The sequence below is a fragment of the Rheinheimera sp. MM224 genome (assembly GCF_947090785.1).
Classification (GTDB): domain Bacteria; phylum Pseudomonadota; class Gammaproteobacteria; order Enterobacterales; family Alteromonadaceae; genus Pararheinheimera.
On the sequence record NZ_OX352320.1, the window covers coordinates 2,966,733 to 2,979,863 of the forward strand.

Sequence of the window (13,131 nt, forward strand, 5' to 3'; positions counted from 1 at the left end):
GATGGATGGTTATTGCGGTTTGCAATCAGGAAGCGGGGATTCCCCGCCACTGAAAATAAATGAAAACAATGCCTTACAACGAGGGGCAAAGGGCAAGACCTGACACCAAGTTTTTATACTGAAAATAAATGAAAACAATGCCTTACAACGAGGGGCAAAGGGCAAGACCTGACACCAAGTTTTTGTGATGGCCGTGTATGCTTTTGGCAGTCAGGTCGTAGGCACTGCTAATGAGAATAGCGATTTGGATTTTGCAGTACTGATGCCAGGTTATGCCGATGTAATTGATTTATGGTATATCAGTAGCGATCTCGCAGAGCTGCTGCACTGCGAAGTGGATTTACTGGATTTTCGTGCCGCATCCACTGTGATGCAATACCAAATTTTGACCAAAGGACAGCGGCTTTACGCCGTCGATCAACAGGTTGGCAGTTATGAAGCCACGCTGCTGTCAGCAATGACCACACTCAACGAAGCCCGAGCCGGACTCTTAGCTGATATTAAAAAGGATGGGTCTGTTTATGGCCGTTGATAATGACTCTCAGCCTTCAGGTAAACAGCTTTCTGATACGCTGCCTGATGATGTACTGCTGAACAAAGCTGCGACTATTGAGCGCTGCATCCACCGCGCTTTGGCAGAATACAATAAAAACCCTGAAACTTTTGCCAGCGATTTTACCCGTCAGGATGCGGCCCATTCTGAATATTCAACGCGCCTGTGAAGCCGCACTGGATATGGGCCAGCATCTGATCAGGAAGCATAAACTTGGCGTGCCGCAAAGCTCCCGCGATGTATTTAGTTTGTTAGCCACCGCAAATTTTATCCCTGCTGAACTTAGCGACAACCTGAAAAAAATGATTGGTTTCAGAAATATAGCGGTACACGAGTATCAACGCTTGCAGTTGGCCGTCACCGAACATGTGATTTTGCATCGTTTACAGGATTTTCAGCAGTTATGCCGGATTTTGCTTGGGGATCAACAGGTTTGAATACAACCTTCCACGACATCGAGGTTAAAGCAGGTGTACCAAGTCTCTCAAAATATAACTTTCCAACTCTGTATATATACCACTGACCTGATAGCAATTACCTTTTTTAATAACTGAAAATCTATCCTCGTACAGTACTTTTTTTGTTTTATCACAATTAAGAGCCTTAAAGTGTGTTACCTCCCCACTCTGATGCAGTTCAAATGTTGTAACCGCACTGCCAATAGGAATATAGGTCTTTTTAAAGATTTCAGAATCACTCTGAGGGCAGTCTGAAAAAAAATCTGTAGGGATGGCAATTACATATATAAGGTTTTTACCTTTAAGCAGAGGAATGTCTTTACTAATGTGTCGACTTAACTTTATTTTCTGACCTAACTTTAAAACGCCTTTATGACTTTTAGTCACAACTACTCGCTGCACAGAGTTCAAGCACGTCATATCGTTATTGCTGGTGTAAGTATGATCATCGACCGTAATTTCAACAATATCTAGCGAGCCCTTTGTAACTTGAGCATTACTTGGGGAATACAATACGAGACTTTCTGCACCCGACAAACCACAAAAAAACAATAGCACCAGAAGAATATTACAACCTAACTTTTTCATATACTTCCCTTCTACTGACTACGACTCTCAGCATGAGCTCTCCGCCCTTGCCCCTATTCATGCCAGTATCAAAATCACGAAAGCCGAAATACAATAATCCCGTTCAATCCCCATCAACCATAGTCTCATTGCCACTGTTAAGTTTTGACAACAGCCACGGGGTTTTCACTATGAATACAGTGATCCACTACTGTGCAAAGCGAATACTAAAATTTCCGGGTTCTTAAAGCTGTGTCCTGTTGCCATGTTTTTACAATTCCTTTCACCTTGAACTATTACACTTACTCTAAAGCATTTATAGCAGCAATAACAACCACATAAGACTGATTACAACTTAATACAGTCTTGTGCTTTTAGCTGCTGGGCAAGTCGATAAAAATACGTTAATGTAACTTTTTTGCAACTTTAGAGGTGACAATGAATAAGTGGTTGTTGTTAGCCCTGATGAGTACCAGTGCACAGGCATATGAGCCAGACAGAGATCAGGTACTACGGTTTGAACCTTCCCCCTTTCAGAATGTAGAACTCAATTGCCAGCGTGATAAAGACGTTGTGCCCAGACGCAGCGACCTACTGTTGGATCACTATGCCTTGCTGGCTTCGGATAATGGTGAGCGTATGGCCACTATCACCGTGACCAATGGTGCCGGAGGCCAGCGTATGTTTAATCAGGAACATTTAGTTGCCATCATGGCGGACTGCAGCCGCATCTATCCACTGTCATTCGAGCTGACTCTGGGAGCTGGCCAGCAAGAAACCTTTCAAATCTATTTTGGCCGTCGGGCGCAACCTGTGTTGCAATTAATCAGCAATAATTAAGTCGCTGTGTTTATTGAGTCAGCCTCAGAGGTTTTGACCGCCAAGGCTGACTTCATGTATTACCTCAGAAAAACATTCTGTAATCCCCGGCTAAATACATCCCTAATTCCTGTCGATTAAACGCAACCTCAACCGACTACTACCAAATTTGTTTAGATTTGCCACCACCCCAGCCCGCTAAAGCAGGTAAACTAGCCCCGCCTTTTTTCGGGCCGTTTTAAACAAGGAATGCTGTGAATGTCTGATTACTCCACTCATGCGCCTAAGTCGCGTATTTCTACTGGTGAATTTACTTTGCTGGTGGCGCTGCTGATGTCGATTGTTGCCATCTCTATTGATGCCTTATTGCCTGCGCTGGACGCTATTCGTGCCGATATAGCAATGAGTCATCCAAACCAGGCGCAGTTGGTGGTCAGTGCATTGTTTTTTGGTATGGCCATAGGCCAGCTGATTTGTGGTCCTTTGTCCGATGCCACTGGCCGTAAAAAAGTTTTAAACGGCGGCATAGTGCTGTTTTTAGTCGGTACTGTGATTTGTTATTTTGCCACCGATATCAACACCTTATTATTTGGCCGTTTTGTGCAGGGTTTAGGCGTGTCAGGCCCTTATGTGTCGGCTATTTCCATAGTGCGGGATAAATACTCTGGCAATGATATGGCACGTATTATGTCGCTGGTGATGATGATATTTGTCATGGTGCCCGCTTTGGCGCCAAGCCTGGGCCAGGCGGTGTTATGGATAGGTTCATGGCGCGATATTTTTATCCTTTATGTCTTTTATGCGCTGCTCATTGTCGTCTGGATTTTCTGTCGCTTAGAAGAAACCTTGCCCAAAGAACACCGTATTGCCATGAGTACTAAAGGTTTTGCTGAAGGCTTTAAAGAAGTGATCAGCAATGTACCTACTGTGTGCTACATGATTTGTATGGGTTTATTTTTTGGCAGCTTTATTGGTTACCTGAATTCGTCGCAACAAATTTTCCAGGACTTATTTAAAACAGGTGAGCTATTCACTTTGTACTTTGGCTTACTGGCCATAGTCTTTGGCGCAGCCTCTTTGGTCAATTCACGCCTGGTGCAAAAATGGGGTATGCAGCATTTATCTAACCGCGCTGTCTGGGGCATTATTATCAGCTCAGCGCTGTTTTTAGTGGTGCATTTGAGTGTTGAAGTACAGCTGTGGATGTTTGTAGTGTATGCGTCCTTGCTGTTTTTCTGCTTTGGTCTGGTGTTTGGTAATATCAACGCCATGGCGATGGAACCTATGGGCCACGTGGCTGGTATAGCTGCTGCAATTATTGGCTCTACATCGTCCATTATGTCGATGAGCATAGGCACAGTGATAGGTCAGATGTACAACGGTACCCTAATTCCTGTGACAGCTGGCTTTTTGATTTTTGGTAGCATCAGTATGGCGATTTTAACTTTTGCCAACAGCTATAAACAAAAACATCAGCAAAATGAGCCTGTACAACAAAGTTAAAGTCTGCGGCTCTGGTTTCGCCCTGTTCAATGCTTAAAAAGTCCTGTGTTGTCTAAACGCAGCTCAGATAAGGAAGGCCTGCCATAACAAGTGCAGGCCTTTATTTTTGGAAAGAGTAGGATTTATTGTTTACTGAGTCACACCCAACTCAGCGTTTTACCTTGCGATCCAGAAAATCACGCATCAAACGGGCTATCTCGTCACCCTCCTCTTCCAGTGCAAAATGGCCAGTGTCGAATATATGCATTTCAACATTAGGCAGATCACGTTTGTATGGATAAGCTCCTTCAGCTGGAAAGATTTTGTCGCCCTTACCCCACACAATCAACATAGGTGGTTGGTGTTTGCGGAAATAAGCCTGCCATTTCGGATAAAGTGGTGGATTAGTGCCGTAGCTGTAAAAAAGCTCTAGTTGAATTTCTTCGTTGCCAGGACGGTCAAGATAAGCCTGATCGATCATCCAGGTGTCTGGACTGACGTTGGTGGCTGGATTGCGAAAACCTTCCGAGTATTGCCATTTCGTTGCACCCAATTCCACGAGAGGACGTATCTTTGCCGCTTTGGCTTCAGATTTGTCTTTCCAATACTCTTTGATTGGAGCCCAGAACTCATTGTCGAGCCCTTCGTCATAAGCGTTTCCATTCTGAACAACTAAAGCAGTGACCCGTTCAGGGTGCGCAGCTGCCAGGCGAAAACCTATAGGCGCACCATAGTCCATCACGTACAACGCATAGCTGTTCAAACCCAGTTTAGCGATCAACTTCTCCATTACTGAGGCAAGGTTATCAAAACTGTAGGTAAATTTGTCCATGGGTGGCTGATCGCTTTGGCCATAGCCAGGGTAATCCGGCGCTATCACATGGTATCGATCAGCAAGCTTCGGGATCAGGTCTCTGAACATATGAGACGAGGTAGGAAAGCCATGAAGCAACAGTAAAGTTGGAGCAGTTTTAGAGCCTGCTTCCCGATAAAATACCTTCACACCATCAATATCCACAGTGTGATAACTCACAGTGGTTACAAGACGGTCAGCCGGAGGTTTTACCGCTGGAGTCTCTGCGTGGACGGGGGATGTCACTGTTAAGACCAATAAACATGTGACAACTACAACTGATGACAGGTAGGCGCGTGAAAGTTTCATCGTCAATCCTCTGTGTACGTTTAGGCTAGGCATTTGGAGTATTGCGTACAGAGGTAAAGATGAGAATAGCCGCTCAGCGCAATTAATTATTACACTACGAGAAACATTGAGGCGCTGCCGAAGGATAGGTTTAGCAACAGATAGTGTTTGTAGTGGCACACTGAGTTTGAGATGGATGATGCATAAAGGACAAGGCTGGATCCCCATCCCCTATCTTAGTTTTCGTTGTTAATGCTGTAACTGCAGCCATTCTCTGGGACTACAGCCGGTTTTCCGCCTGAAGGTGCGAGCCAAAGCCGATGGGCTTTCATAGCCCACTTCATCTGCTATCAAGGCTATAGGACGGCCCTCACGCAATAGTTTTTGTGCCAGGCTTACCCGCCAACTCACCAGATAATCGGCTGGAGTAATTCCTACTACTTTATGAAACTTGGCAGCAAAACTGGCTCTGGACATACTGGCAGCAGTGGCAAGTTCAGCCACAGACCAGGCTTTAGCGGGCTGGTCGTGCATTAAAGTGACAGCTTTTGATAGCCGCAAATCTGCAAGTCCGGCCATCATGCCTGTTGATACACTGCGATTTGCCATCATATAGCGCAGCAATTGGATCACCACCAGTTCAAACAAGCGGTTGAGTACTGCATTTTTACCACAATGCTGCGCAAAAGCTTCATCAAACAACCAATCCAGATTGCCGCTAAGCATAGCGACATCAGCCAAAGGCATCAGCACATAAGCAGGCAAAGCCGTGGTCAGTGGGTTATCCAATCCCCCATCAAAACTCAGCGCAGCTGACACTAACTCAACCTTCTGATCTGATTTCGCCCCTTGCGCAGCGTTCAGGCTATGACAACAAGGCCTTGGAATAAATAACAAACTTGGCTCTGTGATCTGCACGGTTTTTTGTTGATCCAGTTGCAATACCGCATCACCAGAGCGCAGCAAATGTAGCTTGGCTGTTCTGTCTGTGGCATCAAAACCAATTTCAGTACTGAGCACACCACCGAAGATGGTGGTGGCATGCATACCAAATTGAGCTAACAGCGTAGATAACCTATCCATATACAGCCTTTTTCGTTAAACAAAGCAAAATTAGACGATCTGTTGCATAACTTAGACTATATGAACCCAAAAAGAAAGGAAGGCAGCTTACTATAATCACAGCCGCTAACAAGGGGAAAACAACAAAACCCTCTTGTCTGAAGCGAGCGAAAAACTAAACAGGTAAGCGCACCAACAAGAGCGCAACCAACTAACTAAGCTTGCAAATCCAAAAGGAAACTAACATGACTAATTTCAAATCACGTTTATTAACAACAGCTATCGCAACATTTGGCCTGACCTTTGGCGCTGCAGCTTTTGCAGCCGAAAAACCAACAGTGTTATTGGTACATGGCGCCTTTGCTGAATCATCCAGCTGGAATGGCGTAGTCGCTGAACTGCACGAACAAGGTTACCCGGTGATTGCAGTCGCTAACCCACTGCGCAGTGTAAAAAGCGATGCTGCTTATCTGGCTGATGTAGTGGCAAACACCAAAGGACCCGTAGTTTTAGTAGGTCACTCTTACGGTGGCTCAGTGATCAGCAACGTGACAGCCGATCAAGCAAAAGTAAAAGCCTTAGTATACGTCGCAGCTTTTGCTCCGGAACAAGGTGAAAACATTGCAGAATTATCAGGCCGTTACCCAGGCGGCACTTTAGGCCCAACACTTGCGGCTCCAGTAGTATTAAAAGATGGCAACAAAGATTTGTATATTCAACAAGACAAATTCGGCGCTCAGTTTGCAGCTGACGTACCTGCGGCAGAAGCAGCATTAATGGCCGCCACTCAGCGCCCTGTCACTGAAGCAGCTCTACATGAAGCTTCAGGAGCTCCGGCCTGGAAAAAAATTCCTTCATGGGCCATTTACGGCACTGCCGATAAAAACATCCCGGCCGCTGCAATGAAATTTATGGCCGAGCGCGCTGGTGCCAAAAAGATTGTTGAAATCAAAGATGCCTCTCATGTAGTGATGACATCTAAACCAGAACAGGTTGCAAAGCTGATTGTTGAAGCAGCAGAAGCCACAAGCAAATAACAGCCTTATCAAAAATACAAACTCAAAAGCCCTGGGTGATACCCGGGGCTTTTTACATTTTACTAATTTGCTGCTTCGCAAATTCAATCAGGCTTTTGAGTGCATAAGGCACCTGACGCCGGCTGGGGTAATACAAAAATAAACCCGGATAATAAGGACACCAGTCTTCCAGCACCCGCACCAGCTTGCCCTGATCTATTAAAGGTTCGGCCATTTTCTCGAAAACAAAAGCTAAACCGCCCCCCAAAACAGCAGCATCCAATGCCAGGCGCATATCGGTGAGTAGCAGATTGCCTTGGGGCGAAACTAAAAGCTCAACTCCCCCTTTAGCAAAATCCCACTGATAAATACTGCCACTGGGAAAGCGCTGGGCGATCATCGGTAGCTGCTTTAATTGCTCCGGGTGAGTTGGAATCACATGCCGCTTAAAAAACTCCGGCGATGCCACCACAGCACTACGCAGTGGCAGGCTGATGGCTGTTGCTATCATGTCCTGCGCCAGATGTTCACCAAAACGCACTCCGGCATCAAAACCTTCGGACACCATATCCAGCAACGCATCACTGCCCCCTATCTCAATACTGACTTCAGGGTAAGCCGCCAGAAATTGGGTAACTACAGGCAACAGCACGATTTGAGCACTGGGCAAACCACAATTAATACGCAACACACCGTAAGGCCTGCCGCTGAAATTACTCAAGTCTTCAAGCGCATCTTCAATATCGCGAAAAGCCGGTGCTATGCGTTTGAGCAACTGTTCACCTGCATCTGTTAACGACACACTACGTGTAGTGCGGTTAAACAAACGCACATTCAGCCGCTCCTCAAGTGCACGCATGGCATAACTGATAGCCGAAGGTGACACCGCAGTTTCAGCAGCCGCTTTGCTAAAGCTTTTGTATTTGGCGATCTGTAAAAACACCACCAGTTCGTTGGGATTAATAGCTTTCATCTGTGCCTTTCATTTATAAGCTGAATTCACAACCGAATGAAAAATTATGGTGATTATCAGAATAATCGAACTTCTTTAAAGTAACAACTGAGCCAACACACTGACAACACAGGGTCGGTTCAGTCCTTAAATACTAACTTTGGAGAGTCTGATTATGCGTACATGGTTTATTACCGGAGCATCCCGTGGTTTTGGTGCCTTAATAGCTGAACAAGCTTTACAGGCTGGTGACAATGTTATTGCGACAGCCCGCAATCCTGAAACTGTTACAGCGCGCTTAGGCGAACATCCCCGCCTGCTGGCTGTGAAACTGGATGTCACTGACGAAACAGAGGTTTTTTCTGCTGTAGAGCAAGGCATCAAAAAGTTTGGCCGGTTGGATCTGGTGGTCAATAACGCGGGTTACGGCTTATTAGGAGCGGTCGAAGAAGCCAGCCCAACTGAAATTGAAAACTTATTTAAAACCAATGTGTTTGGTGTACTGGCGGTCAGCCGTGCAGCCTTACCTCATATGCGCCGCCAAGGCAGTGGTCATATCATCAATATTTCGTCTATTGGTGCTGTGCAGGCTTACGTCGGTTGGGGTGTGTACTGCGCTACCAAATTTGCAGTTGAAGGCCTGACCGAAGCTATGGCGCAAGAGCTGGCCCCTTTAGGTATCCATGCCACAGTGGTACAACCCGGCTTTTTCCGTACTGATTTTCTTGATGAACAATCACTGGTGAAAAGCAAAACTGAAATTGCCGACTATCATCAAACTGCGGGCGCGATGCGCGAATTAGCGCACAGCTACAATCACGCGCAACCTGGCGATCCACAAAAACTGGCGGAGGCCATCTATCAGCTGTCGCACAAAGACAAACCTCCGGTCAGATTGCCGCTGGGTAGTGACACTGTTGCCTTGATCCGTGAGAAAACAGCAGAAGCTCCGGCCTTATTAGGTCAATGGCTGGCCTTGTCTCTGTCGACCGATCATGCAATAGTCTGAGTATAAAAAATAGACGAAGGGTTACCACAGCCCTTCGTCATGCCGTTTTTCAGACGACATAAAAACAACAGGAGTGAGGATCAGGATGTTTATAGCTATTCCCAAAGAGACACTACAAGACGAAACCAGAGTGGCAGCTACTCCAGCTACCACTGAGCAACTGCGCAAATTAGGCTTTACTGTGCTGGTCGAAAGCGGCGCTGGGGTCAGTGCTGGTTTTAGCGATGAAGCTTATGTTCAGGCAGGTGCCAGCATAGCCGACAGTTCGAAGCTTTGGGCCAGTGAGCTGATTTATAAGGTTAATGCCCCGACAGAGCAGGAAATCAGTTTACTGCAAAAAGGCAGCACGCTGGTGAGCTTTATCTGGCCAGCACAAAACCCGGATTTAGTGGCGCGCCTTGCCACTGTGGGTGTGAATGTATTGGCGATGGATATGGTGCCACGTATTTCGCGTGCTCAGTCGCTGGATGCCTTGTCGTCCATGTCGAATATTGCAGGTTACCGCGCAGTCATTGAAGCGGCCCATAGTTTTGGCCGTTTTTTAAGTGGTCAAATTACCGCCGCAGGTAAAGTGCAGCCTGCCAAAGTGCTGGTGATTGGTGCTGGTGTGGCTGGTCTTGCTGCTATTGGCGCTGCACGTTCTTTGGGCTCTATAGTGCGGGCTTTTGATACCCGTCTTGAAGTGGCTGAACAAATTGAGTCGTTGGGTGGTGAATTTTTAAAACTGGAATTTGCTGAAGATGGCTCTTCGTCCAGCGGTTACGCCAAAGTGATGTCGGATGAATTTATTGCCGCTGAAATGGCATTGTTTGCAGCTCAGGCCAAAGAAGTCGACATTATCATTACCACAGCGCTTATCCCAGGCCGTCCTGCTCCAAAGCTCATCACCAAAGAAATGGTCGATTCCATGAAACCGGGCTCTGTGATTGTTGATTTAGCAGCAGCTACTGGGGGTAACTGTGAATACACAGAACAAGGTCAAATCACAGAGACAGCGTCAGGTGTCAAAGTGATAGGCTATACCGACTTACCAGGTCGTTTAGCGGCTCAATCCTCACAGCTTTATGGCACCAATCTGGTGAACTTAGCCAAACTTTTGTGTAAAACCAAAGATGGTCAGATGGTGCTGGATATGCAGGATGTAATTATCCGCAACATGTCTGTGGTGCATCAGGGTGAAGTCACTTTCCCACCTCCTGCCATTAGCGTGACAGCCACAGCTAAACCAGTAGCTACCACTACAACAGCTCCGGCAGCCCCTAAAAAGTCTATTAATTCCAACTGGTTTATAGGCGTTGCCGCTTTGTTATTACTCTGGATAGGTTACTCAGCCCCTACTGACTTTTTAGCGCACTTCACGGTGTTTTTATTATCCTGCGTGGTGGGTTACTACCTGGTCTGGAACGTGACTCATGCCTTGCATACGCCTTTGATGTCAGTGACCAATGCGATTTCCGGCATTATCGTTCTTGGCGCTTTACTGCAAATCAGCAGTGACTCGCTGTTGGTGCAGGTGCTGGCGTTTTTTGCCGTGCTGATTGCCAGTATCAATATAGTGGGTGGTTTTACCGTGACGCAGCGCATGCTGAAGATGTTTACTAAAGGCGGGGAGTAACAGCCATGACACAAGGATTAATCACAGCAGCTTACATAGTGGCCGCCGCTTTTTTTATCGCAAGTTTAGCCGGATTATCTCAGCAGGAAACCGCCCGTCGCGGTAACTGGTTGGGTATTTTAGGCATGACCATAGCCCTGTTAGCCACCATTGCCGGTGTCAGTATGGATGCCATGTTGCCCTTGCTGGTAGCTCTGGCTATAGGTGCGGCTATTGGCCTTCGACTGGCACTTAAAGTTGAAATGACCCAAATGCCAGAATTAGTGGCTATTTTGCACAGTTTTGTCGGTTTGGCCGCTGTGTTGGTCGGCTACAACAGCTTTTTTGAGTTCGCAACCAGCACAGGCGCAGAACTCACAGTGCATTTAACTGAAGTGTTTTTAGGTGTATTTATAGGCGCTGTCACCTTCTCAGGCTCTATTGTCGCTTTTGCCAAATTACGCGGCATCGCCAGCTCCAAGCCTTTAAATATTCCGCATAAACACAAACTGAACTTACTGGCGTTAATAGCATCAGCTGCACTGCTGGTTTATTTTGTAAGCTTCGATAGTGCTGTCCCTGCCCTCCTTATCATGACGCTGATTGCCTTGCTGTTTGGTCTGCATCTGGTCGCCTCCATTGGTGGTGCCGATATGCCGGTCGTGGTGTCTATGCTGAACTCTTACTCAGGTTGGGCCGCTGCTGCTGCGGGTTTTATGCTGTCCAACGACTTGCTGATTGTCACTGGTGCTTTGGTCGGCTCTTCCGGCGCTATCTTGTCGTACATTATGTGCAAGGCGATGAACCGCTCTTTTATCTCTGTCATCGCCGGAGGTTTTGGTCAGGCCGATGCCAAGCAAAGTTCAGGCGACGAAGAACAAGGCGAATACCGTGAAATCAATGCAGAAGACGTGGCGGATTTACTGAGAAACTCAAGCTCTGTGGTCATCACACCAGGTTATGGCATGGCGGTCGCTCAGGCACAGTATCCGGTAGCGGAGATATGCCAAAAACTGAAAGCCCGTGGTGTCAAAGTGCGTTTTGGTATTCACCCTGTGGCTGGCCGTATGCCAGGGCATATGAATGTGCTGTTGGCTGAAGCCAAAGTGCCCTACGACATAGTGCTGGAAATGGATGAAATTAATGAAGATTTCTCTGATACAGACACTGTGCTGGTGATAGGTGCCAATGACACAGTCAACCCTGCAGCCGCAGAAGACCCAACCAGCCCTATCGCCGGTATGCCAGTGCTCGAAGTCTGGAAAGCACAAAATGTCATTGTATTTAAGCGCTCTATGAACACAGGCTATTCAGGCGTGAACAACCCACTGTTTTATAAAGATAATACCCAAATGTGTTTTGGTGATGCCAAAGCTACTGTGGATGCAATTTTAAAAGCGCTGTAACAAGCTATTGAGTCCAACAATGCAAAAAAGTCCGTCTGATCTGATGATCTAGCGGACTTTTCATTTTTCACCACAGCAGCTACGCAATGTCACCCAACCATTGAGTGATAAAGTCTATAAAAGCTCTGAGCCTGCGCTGATGACGTAAATCCTGATGATAGCCCAACCAAATCTGTCGTGACGGCGGTGGAGTGGAAACAGGCAGTTGCTGCAATCCCTGAATTTGTTCCGCCATCCGCACTGGTAATACCGAAAGCCCAAGCCCGGCAAAACATAATCTGGCCTGTGCTTCTCTGCTATTGCTGCTAAAGGCTAGCTTTGCGCCGGGAAACTGAGTTTTAAGCCAGGCCACATCAGGCAAATCGCTAAAATAACTGTCCATACTAATCAGGCGCAGCTGCTCTGGAGTATTCAGCAAGCTAAGGTCAAAACCAGCAGCGGCGTACAAGCCATAATCCAACTGCAGCAGTTTACGCTGCGCTATATCAGGTTCGTCAAAAGCTTGCAGCCGGAATACTAAATCCGCCTCACGCCGCGCCAGATTAAACAATCTGCTGTCGGTTAAAAGCTCTATGCTGACTTGCGGGTGCAAATGCAAAAAAACAGCACAGCAATCGGCCAATACATAATGACTAAACCAGTCAAAAGACGAAATACGTAACGTGCCTGTCAGTTTTTCTTCCTGACCAGCCAGCTGCCGCATAGCTGCGTCTGCTTCTTCGGCCATACGTCTGGCTGCAGGCAATAAAGCAAGTCCGGCCTCGGTCAGCAAAAAGCCCTCTGCAGTGCGTTGAAACAGCTTCAGACCCAGACTCTGCTCCAGACTTTGAATACGCCGCCCTAAAGTCGGCTGAGTAAAGCCTACTGCACGCGCAGCCGCTGTTAATGTGCCCTGCTCTGCCACCGCCAGAAATAAACGGATGTCGCTCCAGTCCAGATGATCCATAGCTGCCCTCTTAAGCTGACTCATACATTTTCGCATGACATCAATGCATATTAGTTGATTTCAGTTCTTTTTGGCATGGGCAATACTGCAACCAGCCCAATAACGAGGCCCCCACTAAATCACAGC

The 13,131-nt window shown here is 46.9% G+C and carries 14 protein-coding genes; 9 read left to right on the forward strand and 5 right to left on the reverse strand.

Features of this window, described 5'->3' with window-relative positions; genetic code table 11:
• The first annotated feature begins 187 nt into the window (after positions 1-187).
• Genes mntA through hepT form a run of 3 tightly spaced genes read left to right on the forward strand, consistent with a single transcriptional unit; the run spans position 188 to position 990 of the window.
• On the forward strand, positions 188-532 hold the full coding sequence (gene mntA, locus OM978_RS13915) for a type VII toxin-antitoxin system MntA family adenylyltransferase antitoxin (RefSeq protein ID WP_264342788.1): 345 nt from the start codon (positions 188-190) through the stop codon (positions 530-532).
• The gene (locus OM978_RS13920; RefSeq protein WP_264342789.1) at positions 522-722 is read left to right on the forward strand and encodes a hypothetical protein; all 201 of its coding nucleotides are present in this window, start codon (positions 522-524) and stop codon (positions 720-722) included. Before mntA ends, OM978_RS13920 begins: the two co-directional genes overlap by 11 nt.
• A gap of 13 nt (positions 723-735) precedes the next feature.
• Positions 736-990: a type VII toxin-antitoxin system HepT family RNase toxin gene (hepT, locus tag OM978_RS13925; RefSeq protein WP_264342790.1), complete on the forward strand. Its 255-nt coding sequence runs from the start codon at positions 736-738 to the stop codon at positions 988-990.
• A gap of 24 nt (positions 991-1,014) precedes the next feature.
• On the opposite strand, the gene OM978_RS13930 is transcribed toward hepT, so the two are convergent.
• Positions 1,015-1,599 (reverse strand): hypothetical protein, encoded by a 585-nt coding sequence (locus tag OM978_RS13930; RefSeq protein ID WP_264342792.1) that lies wholly within the window; start codon positions 1,597-1,599, stop codon positions 1,015-1,017.
• Positions 1,600-2,016: 417 nt separating this feature from the next.
• On the opposite strand from OM978_RS13930, the gene OM978_RS13935 reads away from it, so the two are divergent.
• Positions 2,017-2,418 (forward strand): hypothetical protein, encoded by a 402-nt coding sequence (locus OM978_RS13935; protein WP_264342794.1) that lies wholly within the window; start codon positions 2,017-2,019, stop codon positions 2,416-2,418.
• Positions 2,419-2,655: 237 nt separating this feature from the next.
• Positions 2,656-3,900 (forward strand): multidrug effflux MFS transporter, encoded by a 1,245-nt coding sequence (locus tag OM978_RS13940; protein WP_264342796.1) that lies wholly within the window; start codon positions 2,656-2,658, stop codon positions 3,898-3,900.
• 148 nt (positions 3,901-4,048) lie between these two features.
• Here the strand turns inward: OM978_RS13940 and OM978_RS13945 are convergent, their stop codons facing one another.
• Positions 4,049-4,912 (reverse strand): alpha/beta fold hydrolase, encoded by an 864-nt coding sequence (locus OM978_RS13945; protein WP_264342798.1) that lies wholly within the window; start codon positions 4,910-4,912, stop codon positions 4,049-4,051.
• A 357-nt stretch (positions 4,913-5,269) separates the two neighbouring features.
• Entirely contained in the window at positions 5,270-6,103 is an 834-nt protein-coding gene (locus tag OM978_RS13950) for an AraC family transcriptional regulator (RefSeq protein ID WP_264342799.1), read from the reverse strand.
• 224 nt (positions 6,104-6,327) lie between these two features.
• On the opposite strand from OM978_RS13950, the gene OM978_RS13955 reads away from it, so the two are divergent.
• The gene (locus tag OM978_RS13955; RefSeq protein WP_264342800.1) at positions 6,328-7,119 is read left to right on the forward strand and encodes an alpha/beta fold hydrolase; all 792 of its coding nucleotides are present in this window, start codon (positions 6,328-6,330) and stop codon (positions 7,117-7,119) included.
• A gap of 52 nt (positions 7,120-7,171) precedes the next feature.
• On the opposite strand, the gene OM978_RS13960 is transcribed toward OM978_RS13955, so the two are convergent.
• Entirely contained in the window at positions 7,172-8,071 is a 900-nt protein-coding gene (locus OM978_RS13960) for a LysR family transcriptional regulator (RefSeq protein ID WP_264342802.1), read from the reverse strand.
• Between the two features lie 154 nt (positions 8,072-8,225).
• Here OM978_RS13960 and OM978_RS13965 point away from each other — a divergent pair, with 154 nt between their 5' ends.
• The 3 genes from OM978_RS13965 to pntB all read left to right on the forward strand — a co-directional run bounded on the left by OM978_RS13965 (position 8,226) and on the right by pntB (position 12,059).
• Positions 8,226-9,059, forward strand: a complete 834-nt coding sequence (locus OM978_RS13965) for an oxidoreductase (protein WP_264342803.1) — start codon at positions 8,226-8,228, stop codon at positions 9,057-9,059.
• A gap of 85 nt (positions 9,060-9,144) precedes the next feature.
• A complete protein-coding gene (locus OM978_RS13970) occupies positions 9,145-10,674 on the forward strand; it encodes a Re/Si-specific NAD(P)(+) transhydrogenase subunit alpha (RefSeq protein WP_264342805.1) in 1,530 nt (509 codons plus the stop codon).
• Between the two features lie 5 nt (positions 10,675-10,679).
• The gene (gene pntB, locus OM978_RS13975) at positions 10,680-12,059 is read left to right on the forward strand and encodes a Re/Si-specific NAD(P)(+) transhydrogenase subunit beta (protein WP_264342807.1); all 1,380 of its coding nucleotides are present in this window, start codon (positions 10,680-10,682) and stop codon (positions 12,057-12,059) included.
• A gap of 79 nt (positions 12,060-12,138) precedes the next feature.
• Here the strand turns inward: pntB and OM978_RS13980 are convergent, their stop codons facing one another.
• Entirely contained in the window at positions 12,139-13,029 is an 891-nt protein-coding gene (locus tag OM978_RS13980; protein ID WP_264342809.1) for a LysR family transcriptional regulator, read from the reverse strand.
• Between the last annotated feature and the right edge of the window lie 102 nt (positions 13,030-13,131).

Excerpts from the sequence above, each read along its gene's own strand:
- mntA (WP_264342788.1), top strand. The coding sequence starts at position 188 with ATGGCCGTGTATGCTTTTGGCAGTCAGGTCGTAGGCACTGCTAATGAG.
- OM978_RS13960 (WP_264342802.1), bottom strand. The coding sequence starts at position 8,071 with ATGAAAGCTATTAATCCCAACGAACTGGTGGTGTTTTTACAGATCGCC.
- hepT (WP_264342790.1), top strand. The coding sequence starts at position 736 with ATGGGCCAGCATCTGATCAGGAAGCATAAACTTGGCGTGCCGCAAAGC.
- OM978_RS13940 (WP_264342796.1), top strand. The coding sequence starts at position 2,656 with ATGTCTGATTACTCCACTCATGCGCCTAAGTCGCGTATTTCTACTGGT.
- OM978_RS13950 (WP_264342799.1), bottom strand. The coding sequence starts at position 6,103 with ATGGATAGGTTATCTACGCTGTTAGCTCAATTTGGTATGCATGCCACC.
- OM978_RS13980 (WP_264342809.1), bottom strand. The coding sequence starts at position 13,029 with ATGAGTCAGCTTAAGAGGGCAGCTATGGATCATCTGGACTGGAGCGAC.
- pntB (WP_264342807.1), top strand. The coding sequence starts at position 10,680 with ATGACACAAGGATTAATCACAGCAGCTTACATAGTGGCCGCCGCTTTT.
- OM978_RS13930 (WP_264342792.1), bottom strand. The coding sequence starts at position 1,599 with ATGAAAAAGTTAGGTTGTAATATTCTTCTGGTGCTATTGTTTTTTTGT.
- OM978_RS13970 (WP_264342805.1), top strand. The coding sequence starts at position 9,145 with ATGTTTATAGCTATTCCCAAAGAGACACTACAAGACGAAACCAGAGTG.
- OM978_RS13955 (WP_264342800.1), top strand. The coding sequence starts at position 6,328 with ATGACTAATTTCAAATCACGTTTATTAACAACAGCTATCGCAACATTT.
- OM978_RS13935 (WP_264342794.1), top strand. The coding sequence starts at position 2,017 with ATGAATAAGTGGTTGTTGTTAGCCCTGATGAGTACCAGTGCACAGGCA.
- OM978_RS13965 (WP_264342803.1), top strand. The coding sequence starts at position 8,226 with ATGCGTACATGGTTTATTACCGGAGCATCCCGTGGTTTTGGTGCCTTA.
- OM978_RS13920 (WP_264342789.1), top strand. The coding sequence starts at position 522 with ATGGCCGTTGATAATGACTCTCAGCCTTCAGGTAAACAGCTTTCTGAT.